This is a genomic window from Kineococcus haloalkalitolerans (genome assembly GCF_050871905.1).
Lineage (GTDB): Bacteria > Actinomycetota > Actinomycetes > Actinomycetales > Kineococcaceae > Kineococcus.
On sequence record NZ_JBJLSH010000011.1, the window covers coordinates 1 to 16,966 of the forward strand.

Sequence of the window (16,966 nt, forward strand, 5' to 3'; positions counted from 1 at the left end):
CCCCCCCCCCCCCCCCCCCCCCCCCCCCCCCCCCCCCCCCCCCCCCCCCCCCCCCCCCCCCCCCCCCCCCCCCCCCCCCCCCCCCCCCCCCCGCCCCCCGCCCCCCCCCCCCCCCCCCCCCCCCCCCCCCCCCCGGCGCGTCCGGACACGCCGGCGCACCGGTTCGGTGATCTTCACCCGGACGGAGCAGCGGGGGTCTACGGTGTCGCTCGCGCGGTCACCGGGGGGTGCGCGCACCGACGAGTCCGGGGGGACGAGATGAAGGTGACGAAGGCTGCCGCGCTCGCGGCGGCGACGGTCCTGACGAGCACGGTGGTCGCGGCGGCGCCCGGCAGCGCGGCCGCCCCGCAGCCGAACCTCGTGGTGACGGGCGTGACGTGGGCGCCGACGGCGCCCGTGGCCGGTCAGCAGGTGCGGTTCACGGCCACGATCGAGAACCGCGGGAACGCGGCGACGCCCGCGGGTGTGGTCCACGGCGTGGGTTTCCAGGTGGACGGTGTCCTGCGCACCTGGTCCGACGACTTCCGCGGAACCCTGCAACCCGGCCAGCGCGTCACGCTGTCGGCCGTCGGCGGGCCCGCCGGCGCGACCTGGCCGGCCGTGGCCGGGCAGCGCACCGTGCGCGCGCACGTCGACGACGCGAAGCGCATCGCCGAGTCGAACGAGGGCGACAACGTGCTGGACCGCCGGCTCGACGTCGCGCCCGGCCTGTCGCTGCGGATGCGCGGCGGGGACGTGATGACCACCGTGGCGCCCAACAGCCGCACCACCGTGACGGCCACGTCGATGACCGGCAGCGTGTACGGCGGCTGCTTCACCGCCGACGGGACGCTCGTCGACGGCAGCGAGCGGTACCTGCAGGATTTCACCGTCGGCAACGACCGCTTCGCCCCGGGCGCCGGGTCCTTCAGCTACGACGGCCTGGCCGAGGTGCCGGTCTCGCGGACCGCCACCCCGGTGCGCACGCACCTCGGGTTCGGGTCGCTGCTGCGCAGCTACCAGGGCCGCTTCCCGTTCACCTGCGCCGCGGGCAGCGCGCCGGACTTCAGCCGCTTCCAGGCCCACAGCGTGCGCACCACGCAGTGGTACGGGTCGATGGGCGGCGGTGCCGGTGCCCAGGTGGCCACCGCCACCGCGCCCGTCGACGTGGACCTCGACGTCGCGGTCTGACGGCCGCGTCCCGTCCGCCGGGGAACCGGCGGACGGGACGCGCCAGGGGCTTCCGACCCGTCGCCCCGCGGGCTGCGCGGGACTACCCTCGGGAGCACCAGCGGCACCGCACGTCCGGCTCGAGGAGGAGTCGATGAGCGAGTTCGTCACCACGTCCCGCGGGGACACGGTCGCCCACGAGCGGCACGGCCACGGACCGGCCGTCGCGTTCGTCGCCGGGGCCGACGCCCACCCGACGAAGGACCCCGTCACCACCGCCACCGCGCGGGGCCTGGCCCGGCGCGGGTGGACCACCGTCGTGCACGACCGGCTCGGCCGCGGCGCGAACCGGGTCGGCGGCCGCGTCGACCTGGACCGGGAGCTGGCCGCCGTGGACGCCCTGCTGCGCGTCACCGGCGGTGGCGTCCTCGCGGGTCTGGGCGCCGGCGGCGCGGTGGCCCTCGCCGCGGCCGCGCGGGGCCTGCCCGTCGACGGGCTCGTGCTGTGGGAGCCGCCGCTGGAACCGCCCTCGCACCACCACGACGTGCAGGAGTGGGCGGAGGGCGTGGACCGGTGCGTGCGGGCCGGCGACCTGCACAGCGCGGTGTGGCACTACCTGCGGCACATGCCACCGCGGTTGCGGCAGCAGACGCCCCCGGCGCACCGCGACGTGGACCTGACCAGCCGCGCCGGCGCGTACGTCGCCGACGCCGAGGCCGTCGCGTGGGCCTCCGGCGCACCGCTGCGCGAACTCCTGGCCGCCGTGGACGTGCCCGTGCTCGTCCTCGTCGGCGAGGACGCCTCCCGCGGCACCCAGGACGCCGCGGACCTCGTGGCGCGGTTGCCCCGCGCCCACGCCGAGGCGCTGCCCCGCGGCGAGGACGGCTGGGACGTGGAGGCGGCCGTCGAACGGGTCGACCGGTTCCTGGCGGGCACACCGCGCCGTCGCGCAGGCGCCGGGGCGTCGCCGGTGGCGGCTTCTTGACGCGCCGCGCACCGGGGGTCGGGGTCCGAGGAGGACAGCACCACCCCTGACGGCCAGGCGCGGTCCGGGCGCCGGGCCGGGTCAGCGCTCGACGCGGTACGGCAGGTCCCGCTCGTCCCCGGCCCGGCCGCGGACGCCCCAGTCGTGGCGCGGGGTCTCCACCACGGTGATCTCCAGGTCGACCGGCTCGATGCCCAGGCGCTCGGCGAAGTCGGCGCACAGGCGCCGGAAGAACGCCTTCTTCGTCGCCACGGTCCGGCCGCTGAACACGAGGACCTCGACGACCGTGTAGTCCTCGCTGCGCCCCTCGGGGGTGGGGAAGTCCTCCGCGCTCATCGGGAAGAAGCGGTGGAAGCGCTCGGCGGCGGACAGGCCGAGGACGTCGACAGCGGCGCCGTGGAGGACGTCGGACAGCTGCGCGCGCAGCGGTCGCAGGACGTGGTCACGGCCGTAGACCTTGAACTGGGCCATCGCGGGTCCCTCCTACGGGGTCAGGGCGGTGCCCAGCAGCGCGAGGGCCGCGGAGCGGTCTCCGGCGACGACCAGGCGGGGGTCGTCCGGGCCGGTGCGCCGCCACAGCAGCTGCGCCAGCGCACCGGCCGGGCCGTCGACGTGGGCGACGAGGCGCGCGGGGTCGCCGAGGACCCAGGTCGCGCCGGGGGCGCGCAGCACCACGCCGGTGCGGGCGGGCGGGACGCGCCCCAGCCGGACCTGGCGCGGGTGCAGCGTGTCGACGACCTCCGCGACGCAGTCGCGGGCGACCACCTCGTCAGCGGTGCGGGGCAGCCCCAGCGTGTCCTGCAGGTCCCAGCGGTGCACCAGGACCTCGTGCAGCTGCCGACGCCTCCACCACGCGACGGTCCCGGCGCCGTCCAGGGTCCGGCACGCCCGCGCGGGGTCCCCGCCCAGCGCTGCGCGCAGCTCGTGCGCGGCGGCGGCGTAGTCGGCCACCGGGTCCACCGCCGCGGGCGGTTCCTGCTCGGGCAGCTCGGACCCGTCGGGCCCGAGCCGGCTGGTGGCCGCGGCCCAGCGGTGCACCTCGGCCAGGTGCGCCGCCAGCTCGCGCACCCGCCACGGCGCGCAGTGCGGCACGGGCGCGTCCAGGTCGGCGTGGTCGAGCAGCGCGAGGACGGCGTCCTGCTCGTTCCCCAGCGCGGCGAGGTGGTCCAGCGGCGCGTCCTCGCCGCTCGCGTCGTGCACGGGGCCGACGGTAACCGCCGGACCCCGCGGGAGAACTCGGCTGCGCCGGACCGGCCCCGGCTGGCAGGGTCCGACGGGTGACGCAGCTGCCGCTGGAGGAGCGGACCCGCATCCGCCGCAAGTCCGACCGCCAGGTCCTCGACGTCGACGCGCTCCACGCGGTGCTCGACGACGCGCTGGTCGCCCACGTCGCGCTCGTGCGCGACGGCCTGCCCGTGGTGCTGCCGGTGGCGGTCGCCCGCGACGGGGACGACCTGCTGCTGCACGGGTCCACCGGCGCCGGGCTGTTCCGCGCCGCGGCCTCGCCCGAGGGACTGGCGGTCTCGGTGGCCGTCACGCACCTCGACGGACTGGTGCTCGCCCGGTCGGTCGCGGACACCTCGATGAACTACCGCAGCGCCGTCGTCCACGGCGTCGCGCACCTGGTGCCGGTGCCCGAGCGCGAGCGGGCGCTGCGGGTGCTGACCGAGCACCTGGCGCCCGGTCGCTGGGACGAGGTGCGCGCACCGACCCGCCAGGAACTGGCCGCCACGGCGGTGCTGCGCCTGCCGCTGGCGCTCGCCAGCGTGAAGGTGCGCGCCCACGGCCCCTCCGAGGACGCCGGCGAGGACGCGGACGTGTGGGCGGGGGTGCTGCCGCTGGCGCTGGCGGCCGGGACGCCGCGGGCGTCCGCGCTGACCCGGCCCGGCACCGCGGTGCCGGGCTCCGCGCGGCGGACCGCCGGACGTCTGCGGCCCGCGCCCTGAGGGGTCAGCCGGCCCGCCCGTCGAGCAGCTGCTCGCGCAGGACGTCGGCGTGCCCGCAGTGCTGGGCCAGCTCCCGCAGCACGTGCAGGTAGACCCAGCGCAGCGGCAGCGGACCGCGCCGGTTGCCCGGCAGCACGTCGTCCAGGCCCAGACCGGCGACCGCCCGTCGCGAGTCCTCGCACGCGCGCCGGTGCGCCTCGCGCACGCCCGCGATGGTGTCGTCCTCGTGCAGGACGAAGGACTCGTCGGGACCGGCTTCGATGCCCAGCTCCGCGCGGGAGCGCCCGGTGACCGCCTCGCCGAACCAGACGCGCTCGACGAAGGCGGCGTGCTTCACCAGCCCCAGCAGCGTGGTCCGCGAGGGCACCAGGCGCACGCGGACCTGCTCCTCGCTCAGGCCGTCCAGGCAGGCGGCCAGCGCCGCGCGGTGCTCGTCGAGGAACGCCTCGAACTGCACCTCGGCTGGCTGGTCGACGACGTCGTCGGGGCGGGGGGTTCCGGGACCGGGCACGCGGGGATGCTGCCAGGCCGTGAGGCAGGTGGTGCGGGCGCGGTCGTCGTCGAGCGCCGGGCGCCCCCGCCGGCACCGCGTCCGTCCACGAGGACGGGCGGCGTGGTCCTCGAGCACGCCGTCCTCGACGTCCGACCCGGCCAGACCGACGCCTTCGAGGCGGCGTTCTCGACGGCGGGGGCGATCATCTCCGCGGCACCGGGTTTCCAGCACCTCACGCTGTCGCGCTGCGTGGAACGTCGCGGCACCTACCTGCTGCTGGTGCAGTGGGACAGCCTGGAGGACCACACCGAGGGCTTCCGCGGGTCCGCGCAGTACCAGGAGTGGAAGCGGCTGCTGCACCGCTCCTACGACCCCTTCCCCACCGTGGAGCACTACCGCGAGGTCACCACCGCCTGAGCCGGCGCCGCTCGTGACGCAGCGCGGCCCCACCGCCCCAGCGGTGCGGTCCTCCCGGTACGGGAGCCACGACGAGCGGGCTCCCGCAGCTGACAGCCAGCCTGCGGGCACGGCCAGGCGTTCGGCGTGTCGTGCGGTGCCTGCAGGCCGGCTGTCAGGATCGCGCGATGGCCGTCCACCACCCCGCGACGATCGTGCCCACGAAGCTGGAACTGCTGCGGGCCTGGGTGCCGCACCAGCAGTGGGCCGCGGACGCCGACACCTCCGTCCTCACCGAGCTCGGGTCGTTCCGCTTCGACGACCCCGACGGGGAGGTCGGGATGGAGACCCACCTGCTCGGCACCGCCGACGGGCAGGTCCTGCAGGTGCCGCTGACCTACCGGGGCGCCCCCCGGGCGGGAGCCGACGACTCGCTCGTCACGACCATGACGCACACGACGCTCGGCGACCGCTGGGTCTACGACGGCTGCCACGACCCGGTCCTCGTGACCGTCCTGGTCACCACGGTCCTCACCGGCGGCCGCGAGGCCGACCTGTACGCCGCGACCGAGCGGGGGCTGGTGCTGGAACCGTCCACCACGCACGTCCGCGGGAGCGGGAACCTTCGGGTGGACGAGGTTCCGCCGCTGACGGGACCGGTCGTGCGCCACGACGGGACGACGACCGTGGTCGACGCCGGGGTCGCGATCTTCCTGCCGCGCGTCGTCACGTCGACGAGACCCGCGACGGGGTTCGCGCTGCGCGGCACCTGGCCCGGTCAGGAGGAACCCGTCGTGCTGGCGACGGTGGAGGAGCCGTCCTGATCACCGGCCCTCGGCAGGCCGCGTCGACCGGTGGAGCCGAGGTTCCCCGCTCGCCGGGAACGACGCACGACGAGCGGAGAACCGCGCAGCCGTCGCGAGGCGCCGCTCAGACGGGGACGACCTCGACGATCTCGTCCGCCCCCTTCAGGTCGGCCGCGTCGCGGGTGCAGAGCCGGGCGTCGTGGGCGTGGGCGGTGGCGGCGGTGAGCAGGTCCGTCGTGCGAGCGCGTGGTTGCCGGCCGACGGCGACGACCGCGGCGGCCAGTCGTCCGCAGCCGGCGGCGACGGCGTCGTCCAGGGGCAGCGCGTCGAACCGCCGCTGCAGGAGGGACAGTCGCCGCAACCGTTCAGCGCGCACCGCCGGGTCGGTCGTCACGAGGACGCCGAAGTGCAGTTCTGCCAGCGTCGCGGCGCTGATGGCCAGCTCTCCGGGCAGCGGGCCGATGTCGCGGGCGACGACGACGCTGGTGTCCACGACCGCCCTCACCGCGGCTCCCAGGGGTCGCGGACCTCGGTGTCGACGAGGTCGCGGTCCTGCTCCCACGCCGCGTCGGCGGGGCCGGCGAACAGTTCTTCGACGTCGCCCCACGTGCGCCAGGACCGCGCGTTGGCGGGGACGAGGCGGGCGCTGGCCCTGCCGGCCACGGTGATGGTCACCTCCTCACCGGCTTCGACACGGCGGACGAGGTCGGAGACTCGCTGACGCAGCTCGCGGAGCCCGACGACGGTCACAGGCCGACGGTAGTACTCGTGCTCCCCGAACGACGGCTCGTCGCTCAGCGGGTGCGCGGGGACCGTGGAACACCACGCGGAGCGGTCCGGCGGAGCGACTGCGTGGTCGCTGCGCGCCGTGCGCTCCGCCGCGAACGGGAGGTGCTGTTTCAGCGGACCCGCTCCCCCGCTGGCTCCGCAGCGCGTTCGACGTGAGCCGCCCGCCGCCGCAGCAGCTGGCGCGGGCAGGGAGCCAGCACGAGGCGGGCGACCACCTCACCGGGGAACCCGGCGGGGGCGGTGACGCTCATGCGGTCGGTCATGCGGGTGCGGTGGGCCGTCACGGCCTCGAAGAGGTGCTCGTGGTGCAGGGAGCGGAACGGGCCGCGGACCTGCTCGTCGACGTCCAGCTCGAGGTCGAGGACGACGGCGGCCGGGGCGTCGACGACGGTCACGACTTCGGTCAGGACGGGCACGCGCGCAGCCCGAGGAGCCGGCTGTGCTCCCACTCCGCTCTCGGGAGTGATGACGCCTCCAGCGACTGGCTGGTCGCCATCTCGCAAGCGCCTGACCGGCCGCTCATGAGACGCCGTGTGGACACGATTCTTGAGGCAGCGTGTCGCGGCACTGGCGCCGCTCCCCCGCGGTGTCTCAGAAGCGGTGGTTTCTGGAGTGTGGTCGAGACCCAGGAGTCCCAGCCTGCCACCGACCCCCTGGCAGGTCGTGACCCCGAGCGGGACTCCGTGCTCCGCTGCACGTGAGAGGACGGGCACGGCTCGACGGCGCGCACGGCGCTGCCGACCGCCCTCCCGCTCCCACCACGACCGCGCACGGCGCCGTCCGGGAGCAGTCGCCGTCCCGCAACCGGTCGCTCCTGGGATGACCGGGCCGAGTGGCGGCTTCGCGATCGAGTCGAGTCGAGTCGATCGCCGGTGGGGGACTGGTCGTGTCAGCGTCGGTCGCCGGAGGAGCCGGGGACGGCGAGCACGAGGGCCGGCACCGCGCAGCAGCACATCACCGCGCCCATGGCCACCGCGTCGTCACCGACCAGCCCCAGGACCGCGGCGGCCAGGCCGGCGATGAGGAACTGCGTCGCGCCCTGCAGCGAGGACGCTGCCCCGGCGGTCGCGCCGTGCTCGGCCAGTGCCAGCGAGGTGGCGTTGGTCAGCACTGGTCCGAGCATCGACACGGCCAGGAACAGGAACGCCAGCAGCAGCGGCAGCGGTGTGCCGGTGAGCGCGCTCACCAGCACACCGGCACTGCCCAGGACGGCCAAAGCCGACGCGAGGACGAGCAGGCCGGCTTCAGCGCCTGCCCGCCCGACCAGCCAGCCGTTGAGCTGGCTGCAGGCCACGACGCCCAGGCCGTTCACGGCGAAGACCAGGCTGAACTGCTGGGCGCCGAGCCCGTAGCCGTCCTGCAGGACGAAGGACGATCCGGAGATGTAGGTGAAGACGGCGGCGAACATCAACGCGGACGTCAGGACCAGGCGGACGAAGCGGCGGTCGGTGCCGAGGCGGGCGAAGGTGCGGGCCAGGGCCCGCGGGTGCGCCGGCTGCCGGAGCTGGAGGGGGACGGTCTCGGGCAGGGTCGAGGCCACCGCGAGCAGCAGGAGGACACCGATGGCGGTGAGCAGGGCGAACAGCGCCCGCCAGGTGGTGATCGCGAGCAGCTGACCGCCCACGACGGGCGCGAGGACCGGCGCCAGGCCGTTGACGAGCATGAGGGTGGACAGGAAGCGGGTCATGGCCACACCGCTGAACAGGTCCCGGGCGATGGCGCGCGCCAGCACCGTGCCGGCCGCCGCCCCCAGGGACTGCAGCACCCGGGCGGCGGTGAGCCAGCCGACGTCCGGGGCCAGGGCGCAGGCCAGGGAGGCGGCGGCGTACAGCGCCAGACCGGTCAGCAGGAGGCGGCGGCGTCCCCACGCGTCGGACAGCGGGCCGATCAGGACCTGCCCGGTGGCCAAGCCGAGGACGAAGACGGTCAGCGTGGCCTGCACCGAGGCGGTGCTGGTGCCCAGGTGGCTGGCCATGCCGGGCATCGCGGGCAGGTACAGGTCGATGGTCAAGGCGCCAAAGGCGCTGAGCGAGCCCAGCACCAGCACCAGCTGCCGGCGCCGCGAGGGGGACTGCAGCGCCGTGCCCGGTGACGGTGGGGGCATGTTAGTAATGTTCACATAACTATGGTGGCATAACCCGTGCGGTAGTGTGCTGCGGTGCCCCCTGCTCCTCTCGATCCCGCAGACGATCCGCTGGCCGACCTGGCCGATCTGCTGCTCAACGTCGGCCGGCTGGTGCGGGCACGCACGCCCACCGCTGCGGAGGTGGTGGCGCTGACCGAGACCGAGCGGACGGTGATGCGGGTGGTCGATCTGCGTCCCGGGTCCGCGCCCAGCGAGATCGCCCGGCGAACGCGGTTGCAGCGCACCAACGTCAGCACCGCCCTGCAGGCGCTGGAGAGCAAGGGCATGGTCCGCAGGCGGCCCGGGCCTGGGCGTGGAGTCAGCGTGGTGCCCACCGACCTCGCCGCCACCAACCTGCGGTTGCTGAGGGCGGCCTGGTCGCGGGAGCTGGCCGGCGTCGTCGACGACCTCGACGCCGTCCGGCGCTGCAACGAAGTCCTCACCGTGCTGGAGCAGCACCTGACCAGCGGTGGCAGCGACGAGGGCTGACCCCTGGTCGCACCCCCGGGGTCCCGCGAGGGGCTGTCACCGACCCCGAGGTCGCCGCACGTCCGTGCCGGACGACCGCACGGTGATGGCGCCGTCCGCGCACGATCGCCGCCTCAGGGACGGTCACTCCCGAGACGGCCCGAGCAGACGACGACTGCACGCTCATGGCGGAAGTCGCGAGGTGGCCGACCTGCTCGACGGGGCCGTCGTCCCGCAGGCCCCGAGGTCTGTCGCCAGCGCTCTCCAGCCCGACCAGGTGCCGAGGATGTTCCACGTCACCGACGCCGGGCCGCTACCGAGCACCGCTGGGCACCCCAACTGCTGCACGCCGGCCTCGACGTGCACGAACTCGCACCGACCGGCTTCACCGTGCTCGACGAGCAGGCCGGCCACTTGGCAGCCGACCACGAAGTCCCGGTTCTCGACGTCCGCCACGTCGAGGACTGCATCAGCGCCCTGGCCGAGCACGACGTCGAGCTTCGTCTGGTGCCATCGCTGTGGCCGTACATGGACGCCGTCACCGAGCACGCACCCGAGCACAGCGGCACCCGACTGCGCAACGCTGAACCGCGGCCATCCTGACCACAGCGCGGTCACGCCGCGGACCAGCAGGTCGTCGACCGCCTGCACATGCCCGCGAGGCGCGAGATCGCGACCTGCGTCACGGGGGGCGATCCGGCCCGGTCGAGCTCACGTCGACCGTTGCCCACCGAGGACCTCCGACACGACGGCGCTGAGGAGCGGAGGGGCCCGCGCTCGGGACCTCGTCAGTGTAGCCAGCACTGGCTACGCTGACGGGCGTGAAGACCATCACCGCCCGCGAACTGCGCAACGAGTACGCGCGCATCCTGCGAGAGCTGGAAGACGCGGGCGAGGGCTACACGATCACCAACCACGGACGGCCTGTCGCCCGCATCACACCCATCGCACCCGTCCCCGACCGCCTGCGCGCCTTCAGCGGCGTTCCCCTCAGCTCCGCCGCCAGCCTCAACTCCGCCGCAGGCCCGTTCGACCACTCCGAGTTCGACCGCCGAACGGCGCAGACGCTCGACCCGATCGCGCGTGATCCCTACGCAGGACGCAACGACGAGCCGGACACGGAGGCCGTCCAGCCGAGCCAGCCCGACGACCCGAGCTCCGCTGCGGACGCCCACGCCGTCCGCGAGTGGGCGACCACTCACGGCGTCCGGGCCGCCCCTCGCGGTCCACGACTGGGCGACCTCACCCAGCAGGTCGCCCAGGAGAGGCTCGAGCAGCAGTGACCGCTGGGTACCTCCTGGACACGAACGCCCTCATCGACATCCTGCGTGCTCCGGCCGGGTCGGCGTTCAGCATCGACCCCAACCAGCCCACCTACGTCTCGCAGATGACGTTCGCAGAACTCCGCTTCGGCATCGCCGTGGCCTCAGGACCGGCTCAACAGCAGCGCCTCACCGACTTCACCATCGCGCGGCGCCTGTGGCCGAGCGCCCTACCCGTGGACGACGCCGTCGTGGACGCCTACGGACAGGTGACCGCGACCATCCTCGCGGCCGGCGGGACGAAGAAGCAGCTCCGCATCCAGGTCGTCGACGCCTACCTCGCCGCGACCGCGCACGCCTTCGACCTCGAACTGGTGACCAACGACCTGAGCGACTTCCAGGACGTGTCCGGCCTCATCGCCGTCCACCCGATCACCGTCACCGCCCCGTAGGAGACTCAGCACCGGCGATCACGCGTTCACGGTGGACCGCACGGTCATCCCGCTGTCGTGGACGTCGACGACGTCGCGGTCACGTCCAAGACCGCGTGGACGCAGTACCGCCGCCCCGGGCGGAGGTCGATGACGGGACCACGTCGGCAGTCCCGTCATCGACGGGTCATCAGCCGCCTGAGGTCAAGACCTCCGCCTCATCGTCAGCCGCCACATCCACGTGCAGGTCCTCACCCAGGACGTTCAGATCCAGCCCCGTCGTCTCCTGGCTGTGAGCGATCCGTCTCAGCTCCCCAGCACGCTGCGCGGCCCGTCCCCGTGCTGCCGCGCGATCCGCACGCGAGACCCCAGGTGCTCCCGCGACGAGCTGCCAGCGTTCACCGTCATCCCCCTTCATCGTGACCCGGGACGAGGGTGACGAAGGCGTGGGGCAGCGGACATCAGGGAGGTCCCTGGCTTCCCCTGGTCGTGACGTCCCACGGGCGACGTCGCGACCATGGCGCGATGCGCGCGGTCATCGCTGAGCGGCCACGTCCGCAACGCGGCCGTTCAGTCGAGCGCTCAGTCCAGCGTTCAGCTGAGGAGGTCCTCCACGATCGCGCGTTGGACGGCCAGCCCCGCCCACTCGTCGTCGCCGACCGCGTCGTAGACCAGGGCCAGCGGACCGCTGTACCCGGCGTCGAGGATCGAGGACAGGCTCCTGCGGTAGTCCACCTCGTCGACGTCGCTCCCGTCCCAGTGCGCTTTGGCGTGGCAGGTCTCCGCGTAGGGGGCGACCTCGGCCAGGTCGACGTACTTGCCCGGGCCGGTCCAGTTCCCCAGGTCCACCAGCAGCCCTACCGCCCCGGCGAGGGGGTCGAGGACGGCCCGCACGTCCGCGGCGTCGCGTGTCACGTCCCTCCAGTTCTCGGTGACGACGCGCAGGTCTCCGGCACGGGCGGCGATGCGCCCCAGCGCCGCGGAGCTGTCGGCTTGCGCGGTGTCGGTGCGCGTCTGGCCGGCCACCACCCGGATCCGGGTGGCTCCCAGAGCGGTGGCGTCAGCGAGGTAGGAGGAGATCCACGCCTCCTCGCGCGCAGCCTCGCTCGGATGCGTCAGGTCACCGTCGTCCACCAGCAACGCGTCCAGCACCACACCGGCCTCGGCCAGCGCCGCGCGCAGTTCGGCGAGGTAGGTGGCGTCGCGGTGCGGGAGGTGGAAGTGGCACAGCTGCACGGTGTGGTAGCCGTGGTCGCGCAGCGCCGCGGGCAGCTCCAGCAGCGGCAGTCCGGCAGGTCCGGTGGTGGTCCCGGCCCGGAACCGGCCCAGGGTGCGGTCCAGGGACCAGGCGTGGACCGCCGCGGCCCGCAGCAGGTCGTCGCCGGGGCCGGGACTGGTGTCATCGCTGACCGTCATGTCCCCAGCATCCCGCACGCGCACCTCCCCGCCCTCGGCCGGACCTCACGCCCGTGGACATCGCGGTCGTGGCGAGATGCGGACATCGCGAAGGCACTCTGGTCCCCCGCCAAGCCCGGTGGATCATGACTGGATGACTGCTCGCCTGAAGGGCCGCCGCCGCGAGACGGACCGCTTGCTAGCCGACCTGACGTCATGGGCAACCGCCCACGACGTACACGCAGCAGCAGTGGTGGGCTCCTACGCCCGCGGCGCTGAACGCATGGCCAGCGACGTGGACGTCATGCTTCTCCTGGACGACCCCGACTCCCTGCCCTCCTCGAGTAGCTGGTTCCGGCAGCTGCGTCACCGCGCCCGCCTGGTGCGGGTGGCTCGCTGGGGCCCGGTGCGCGAACAGCGCTACCGGCTCTCCTCAGGACTGCTGGTCGAGATCGACCTGGCACCGGTCTCCTGGGCCGACGTCCCCTTGGACGGCGGCACACGGCGGGTGCTGGGAGACGGACACCGCATCCTGCACGACCCTCACGGCACCCTCGCCCAGGCCGCTGGGGCTCTGTAGGCCGTCCGCGTCTCGCGGTCGTGCCGCCCTCCCGGGCGACGCCGCGGTCATGCGCAGGGCGACGCTGTGGGACCGGACCACCGCTCAGCTCTCGGCGAGCTCAGGACGCACCGCCAAGATGCCCTCGGTCTCGGCGCGCATCCGCCCGTGGTCGAAGGCGGGTGGAGTCAGCTGGTCGGCCAGGCGGGTCGCCAGTCGCGCGAACAGCGCCACGCTGGCCCGCAGTGCCGCCGCGGTGTCCACCGCATCGAAGTGTCCCCAGCAGTCGTCGAGGGCGTCTTGGACGTCCTGATCCATCCACTGCCGCATCCGAGTGCCCAGGTAGCGGACGTCGACCTCCGTGCCACAGCGAGAGCGGTGGTCCCACTCGATCAGCAGCAGCGACTGCGCCTCGAGGTTCTCGTCTCGGATCTCGGCCATCCACAGCTCACCGCGCACCGCTGCCTCGGCGCACATCAACGCCGCCGCGCAACCCCGGTGCAGCGCCTGCTCGAAGTCATCAGCGCTGGGCAGGGGTGACGTCGAGGGGGTCAGGGACAGGGCCTGCGCGCGTGCGTCCTTGTCGATCAGGACCCGGGAGGGACGGTCCCGCGGGATGGAGGTGATCTGCTCGGCGGGGATGACGGTGAGGTCGAGCTTGCCGCCGGCGTAGTGGACGACCCGGGAAGGAAACCAGCCCGCAGCGTCCAGGCGTTCCACGACGAGGACCTGCCCGAGCTGGTCCCACCAGGAGTCATCGTTCAGCAGCGGCGCTGGGTCCTGGACGTAGACCTCCAGGTCGCGATCGGACAGCGGGTGCGTCTGCCCGTTGGCGGCCGACCCGGTCAACAGCAGGGCACGGACGTCGTCCTGCTGCTGGCTCCAGGAGGTCGAGGTGTCGATCACGGCGTCGTGGTCCACGGCCCTGGACGGTGGCAGAGCCTGCAACAGCGCCGCGAGATCGAGCCTTGGCCGACGTCACGGTCATCCCGCCCGTCCGGGCGCAGCCGCTGCCTCACAGACGGTCGCATTCGCGATGGCTCACAGGGTGCGGCAGGTGCGCCTCCCCCGATGTCGACGGGGTGGGCCCTCGTGGAGCACGGTCAGACGGACAGCGACACCGCTCGGGTGACGGCCCCTCCCCCAGCGCGGCAGCCACGCCGTCCGTCAAGGGATCCGCCGAGGTCCTCCACCGTGGCCGCGGACCTCAGCGTCCAGGCGCGCGGGCCTGCCCGGCAACAGTGCCGCGGCGGTGCTGACGCCCCTCCACCACCGCCACGACGACCGCGTTGACCAGCACCAGGTAGCCCGCGGCCAGCCCAGCGCCAGACCGAGGCAGGCACTGGCGGCCGTCCACACCGGTACCGCGGCGCTGGTGCGCTCCGGGGCGGCGAACAGGTACCCGCTGAGCGCACCCAGCAGCGTCACCGCCACCGTCCAGGCCGCAGCGCGTCCGGACCGGCGGGAGCTGCTGGAGCCGCGGGGCGCCGGCCGGTCGGCACCCGCGGAGAACGAGGTCACCGCCCCACCCTGCCTGCTGCCGCGGCCACTGGCCCTCACTCGCCCCCGAGGTGCCCGGACGGCCGACTCCCGCACCCGCAGCGCACACGGCCGCGCACCGGAGGTGACGGCGTGTCCTGTTCCGCTGGGCAGCCACCGTCCGCAGGCACCGCAGCCCGACTCCGTCTCGCCACCGGCGACGGGCCGCTGGTCCCGGGTCGGGTGGTCTCCCCGAGTCGGCCGGTGTCGTGCTCCCGCACGCCAGGCGACGTCTGTCGAGCCGGCTACCGGGGCAGAGCCGCTCCGCGCTGGTGCGGACCGCGTCGGCGTGCTCCCGGCGGCCGCTCGCGCCGGCGAAGGCGAGGTCCTCCAGAGCCGCGCAGCGCGCGGAGGACTCGGTGCGCGCCACCGCAGCAGCACCGGGCGGTGGCAGGCGGTAGGCGTCGAGGACCTCGCGCAGGAAGCGGGGCCCGAAGTCGCGGTACAGCCGGGCGAAGTCCACGGCCGGATCGGTGACGGCGGCGTCGGACCAGTCCAGGACACCGGTCAGGGCGCCGCCGTCCTCCAGCAGGTGCTCGGCCCCCAGGTCCGCGTGGGCCAGCACGTGCCGGTCCCCCGGCGCCGGCACCTGCGCGTGGACCACGGCGAGCAGCTGCTCGGGGCCGGACAGGTCCGCCAGCCACTCGCGCGGATCGGCGGGCTCCTCCTCGACGAGGTCGGCGACCGCCGACGGCTCGACGGAGTGCAGCTCGGTGAGGAAGGCACCCAGCCGCCCGGCCGCACCGGCCGGGGGCGTGCGGCCCAGCAACGGCCTCCCGAGCAGCAGCGGGTGGGCCAGCACGCCGAGCTCCTCGTCGGCGAGGAGCGGAGCGGGCACCGGGACGGACGACCGGGGCCCCAGCACGGTGAGCGGCTGCGCCTCGCGCCGAGCGCTGCGTGCGCCGGCCACCCGGACGACGACGTCACCGCAGCGGAAGGCCGTGTGGTCCACACCCGACCCGAGCGGGGTGACGTCCCCCTGCTGCAGGTGCGGTGCGTGGACCTCGAGGGCCCGGACCGCTGCCTCCCGGGCGGTGAGCGGCACGCCCACCACCGTCGCAGGCGGGGTCACCGGCCGTCCACGGCCCGACGGTCGTCGAGGCCCGCTCGGAGGAGACGCGCTCACGGCACCCCCGTGCCGAGACCGGCGTCGGGCCGCAGCGCGGCGGCGTGGAACAGATCGACCTCCTGCGCTGGTTGTCGCCGTCGCCGCGTGGACGAGGAGCCGTGGGCTTCCTGTGCCCGGCCGACCCAGCCCCGCGACGGAAGACCCGACATGACCTCAGACGCGCACCTCGCGCCCACGACCGGTACCACCTCCCCGGAGCGCTCGCCCCGCAGCACGGGACGCACCGTCCTCGTGCTCGGCGGTTTCGTCGCCGTCGGGCCGCTGACGATCGACATGTACCTGCCGGCCCTGCCGACGATCGTCACCGATCTGGAGACCACCGAGGCCGCGGTGCAGCTGACCCTCACCGGCACCCTCGTCGGGCTGGCGCTGGGGCAGCTGGTGATCGGCCCGCTCTCCGACGCCCTCGGCCGGCGCCGACCGCTGCTGGCCGGGACCGCCCTGCACGTGCTCGCCTCGCTGCTCGTGGTGCTGGCCCCGAACATCGCCGTCCTCGGCGCGCTGCGCGTGCTGCAGGGCGTGGGCACCGCGGCCGGCGCCGTCATCGCCCTGGCGATCGTGCGCGACCTCTACACCGGCCGCGCTGCGGCGACCATGCTCTCCCGGTTGTTCCTGGTGATCGGCGCCGCGCCCGTGCTCGCCCCGACCATCGGCGGCGAGGTGCTGCGGTTCACCTCCTGGCGCGGGATCTTCGTCCTGCTCGCCGTCTACGGGGTGCTCCTGCTGGCCGTGGGCGGGCGGGCGCTGCGCGAGACCCTGCCGCCGGAGGCCCGCTCCCCGCTGCGCCTGGGCGCCACCCTCACGACCTACCGCGGCCTGCTGCGCGACCGCACCTACCTGGGACTGGTCCTGGTGGCGGGGCTGTCGATGGCGGCCCTGTTCAGCTACGTGGCCGGCGCCCCCTTCGTCTACCAGGGCCAGTTCGGCCTGGACCAGCAGCAGTTCGGGCTCCTCTTCGGCGCCGGGGCCGTCTGGCTGATCGGGGCCACCCAGCTCAACCCGCTGGTCCTGCGCCGCTCCACCCCCGCCCAGGTGCTGCTGGCCAGCGTCCTCACGGGCCTGCTCGCCGGGGTGGTGCTCCTGGTGCTCGCCGTCACGAGCACCGGCGGGCTGCTCGGGGTGGCGCTGCCGCTGTGGGCGGTCCTGTTCTCCGCCGGCCTGGCCCTGCCGAACGCACCGGCGCTGGCCCTCTCGCGCCACGGTGAGGCGGCCGGTTCGGCCGCGGCGCTGCTGGGGGCGGTCCAGTTCGGCGTCGGCGCGCTGGTCTCCCCCCTGGTGGGTGTGCTCGGCAACGACGCGCGCGCCATGGGCGTGGTCGTCGTCGCGGCCCTCGCGCTGGGCGCCGCCGTGCTGGTGCTGCTCGTGCGGCCGTGGCGGCTGGTGGAGGACGGCGGGTCCGCGGCGTCCACCGCTGTCGTCGCCGCCCACTGAGGGGCGTCACCGGTGTCGAGCACGTCGATCACGGGTGCGGAGAGGTGCGCGCCGGTGCCACCC

The 16,966-nt window shown here is 74.6% G+C and carries 21 protein-coding genes; 11 read left to right on the top strand and 10 right to left on the bottom strand.

Annotated elements, in window-relative coordinates; all coding sequences use genetic code 11:
• Positions 1-264: 264 nt before the first annotated feature.
• Positions 265-1,170 carry a CARDB domain-containing protein gene (locus ACRYMY_RS06335; RefSeq protein WP_432546422.1) on the top strand — a complete coding sequence of 302 codons (906 nt, stop codon included), beginning with the start codon at positions 265-267 and terminating at the stop codon, positions 1,168-1,170.
• A gap of 133 nt (positions 1,171-1,303) precedes the next feature.
• Positions 1,304-2,134, top strand: a complete 831-nt coding sequence (locus tag ACRYMY_RS06340) for an alpha/beta fold hydrolase (protein WP_432546423.1) — start codon at positions 1,304-1,306, stop codon at positions 2,132-2,134.
• An 81-nt stretch (positions 2,135-2,215) separates the two neighbouring features.
• Here ACRYMY_RS06340 and ACRYMY_RS06345 read toward each other — a convergent pair whose 3' ends face one another.
• Positions 2,216-2,605, bottom strand: coding sequence for a tautomerase family protein (locus ACRYMY_RS06345; RefSeq protein ID WP_432546424.1), 390 nt, complete (start codon positions 2,603-2,605; stop codon positions 2,216-2,218).
• Between the two features lie 12 nt (positions 2,606-2,617).
• Positions 2,618-3,334, bottom strand: coding sequence for a maleylpyruvate isomerase family mycothiol-dependent enzyme (locus ACRYMY_RS06350; RefSeq protein WP_432546425.1), 717 nt, complete (start codon positions 3,332-3,334; stop codon positions 2,618-2,620).
• 77 nt (positions 3,335-3,411) lie between these two features.
• Between ACRYMY_RS06350 and ACRYMY_RS06355 the strand changes: the two genes are divergently transcribed.
• Positions 3,412-4,080, top strand: coding sequence for a pyridoxamine 5'-phosphate oxidase family protein (locus ACRYMY_RS06355; protein WP_432546426.1), 669 nt, complete (start codon positions 3,412-3,414; stop codon positions 4,078-4,080).
• Between the two features lie 4 nt (positions 4,081-4,084).
• On the opposite strand, the gene ACRYMY_RS06360 is transcribed toward ACRYMY_RS06355, so the two are convergent.
• Positions 4,085-4,591, bottom strand: coding sequence for a DinB family protein (locus ACRYMY_RS06360; RefSeq protein ID WP_432546427.1), 507 nt, complete (start codon positions 4,589-4,591; stop codon positions 4,085-4,087).
• Positions 4,592-4,693: 102 nt separating this feature from the next.
• Here ACRYMY_RS06360 and ACRYMY_RS06365 point away from each other — a divergent pair, with 102 nt between their 5' ends.
• The gene (locus ACRYMY_RS06365) at positions 4,694-4,990 is read left to right on the top strand and encodes an antibiotic biosynthesis monooxygenase family protein (RefSeq protein WP_432546428.1); all 297 of its coding nucleotides are present in this window, start codon (positions 4,694-4,696) and stop codon (positions 4,988-4,990) included.
• Positions 4,991-5,157: 167 nt separating this feature from the next.
• Entirely contained in the window at positions 5,158-5,793 is a 636-nt protein-coding gene (locus ACRYMY_RS06370) for a CG0192-related protein (protein WP_432546429.1), read from the top strand.
• A gap of 106 nt (positions 5,794-5,899) precedes the next feature.
• On the opposite strand, the gene ACRYMY_RS06375 is transcribed toward ACRYMY_RS06370, so the two are convergent.
• The 4 genes from ACRYMY_RS06375 to ACRYMY_RS06390 all read right to left on the bottom strand — a co-directional run bounded on the left by ACRYMY_RS06375 (position 5,900) and on the right by ACRYMY_RS06390 (position 8,668).
• Positions 5,900-6,280 (bottom strand): PIN domain-containing protein, encoded by a 381-nt coding sequence (locus ACRYMY_RS06375; RefSeq protein WP_432546430.1) that lies wholly within the window; start codon positions 6,278-6,280, stop codon positions 5,900-5,902.
• Positions 6,277-6,525, bottom strand: a complete 249-nt coding sequence (locus ACRYMY_RS06380; protein ID WP_432546431.1) for a type II toxin-antitoxin system Phd/YefM family antitoxin — start codon at positions 6,523-6,525, stop codon at positions 6,277-6,279. The genes ACRYMY_RS06375 and ACRYMY_RS06380 overlap by 4 nt, the downstream gene beginning before the upstream one ends.
• Positions 6,526-6,674: 149 nt before the next feature.
• Positions 6,675-6,980, bottom strand: coding sequence for an SRPBCC family protein (locus ACRYMY_RS06385; RefSeq protein ID WP_432546432.1), 306 nt, complete (start codon positions 6,978-6,980; stop codon positions 6,675-6,677).
• 473 nt (positions 6,981-7,453) lie between these two features.
• On the bottom strand, positions 7,454-8,668 hold the full coding sequence (locus tag ACRYMY_RS06390) for a multidrug effflux MFS transporter (protein WP_432546433.1): 1,215 nt from the start codon (positions 8,666-8,668) through the stop codon (positions 7,454-7,456).
• Positions 8,669-8,722: 54 nt separating this feature from the next.
• Here ACRYMY_RS06390 and ACRYMY_RS06395 point away from each other — a divergent pair, with 54 nt between their 5' ends.
• The 4 genes from ACRYMY_RS06395 to ACRYMY_RS06410 all read left to right on the top strand — a co-directional run bounded on the left by ACRYMY_RS06395 (position 8,723) and on the right by ACRYMY_RS06410 (position 10,871).
• The gene (locus tag ACRYMY_RS06395; protein WP_432546434.1) at positions 8,723-9,178 is read left to right on the top strand and encodes a MarR family winged helix-turn-helix transcriptional regulator; all 456 of its coding nucleotides are present in this window, start codon (positions 8,723-8,725) and stop codon (positions 9,176-9,178) included.
• A gap of 33 nt (positions 9,179-9,211) precedes the next feature.
• Positions 9,212-9,760, top strand: coding sequence for a DUF6886 family protein (locus tag ACRYMY_RS06400; RefSeq protein WP_432546500.1), 549 nt, complete (start codon positions 9,212-9,214; stop codon positions 9,758-9,760).
• Between the two features lie 218 nt (positions 9,761-9,978).
• Complete coding sequence (locus tag ACRYMY_RS06405) at positions 9,979-10,440, top strand: type II toxin-antitoxin system Phd/YefM family antitoxin (RefSeq protein WP_432546435.1); 462 nt, start codon at positions 9,979-9,981, stop codon at positions 10,438-10,440.
• A complete protein-coding gene (locus ACRYMY_RS06410; protein WP_432546436.1) occupies positions 10,437-10,871 on the top strand; it encodes a type II toxin-antitoxin system VapC family toxin in 435 nt (144 codons plus the stop codon). The genes ACRYMY_RS06405 and ACRYMY_RS06410 overlap by 4 nt, the downstream gene beginning before the upstream one ends.
• 573 nt (positions 10,872-11,444) lie before the next feature.
• Here ACRYMY_RS06410 and ACRYMY_RS06415 read toward each other — a convergent pair.
• Complete coding sequence (locus ACRYMY_RS06415; RefSeq protein WP_432546437.1) at positions 11,445-12,266, bottom strand: sugar phosphate isomerase/epimerase family protein; 822 nt, start codon at positions 12,264-12,266, stop codon at positions 11,445-11,447.
• A gap of 133 nt (positions 12,267-12,399) precedes the next feature.
• Between ACRYMY_RS06415 and ACRYMY_RS06420 the strand changes: the two genes are divergently transcribed.
• On the top strand, positions 12,400-12,825 hold the full coding sequence (locus tag ACRYMY_RS06420) for a nucleotidyltransferase domain-containing protein (protein WP_432546438.1): 426 nt from the start codon (positions 12,400-12,402) through the stop codon (positions 12,823-12,825).
• 84 nt (positions 12,826-12,909) lie between these two features.
• Here ACRYMY_RS06420 and ACRYMY_RS06425 read toward each other — a convergent pair whose 3' ends face one another.
• Positions 12,910-13,725 (bottom strand): aminoglycoside 6-adenylyltransferase, encoded by an 816-nt coding sequence (locus ACRYMY_RS06425; protein WP_432546439.1) that lies wholly within the window; start codon positions 13,723-13,725, stop codon positions 12,910-12,912.
• A gap of 286 nt (positions 13,726-14,011) precedes the next feature.
• Complete coding sequence (locus ACRYMY_RS06430; protein ID WP_432546440.1) at positions 14,012-15,469, bottom strand: phosphotransferase family protein; 1,458 nt, start codon at positions 15,467-15,469, stop codon at positions 14,012-14,014.
• 150 nt (positions 15,470-15,619) lie between these two features.
• Here ACRYMY_RS06430 and ACRYMY_RS06435 point away from each other — a divergent pair, with 150 nt between their 5' ends.
• Positions 15,620-16,903 (top strand): multidrug effflux MFS transporter, encoded by a 1,284-nt coding sequence (locus ACRYMY_RS06435; protein WP_432546441.1) that lies wholly within the window; start codon positions 15,620-15,622, stop codon positions 16,901-16,903.
• Positions 16,904-16,966 lie beyond the last annotated feature (63 nt).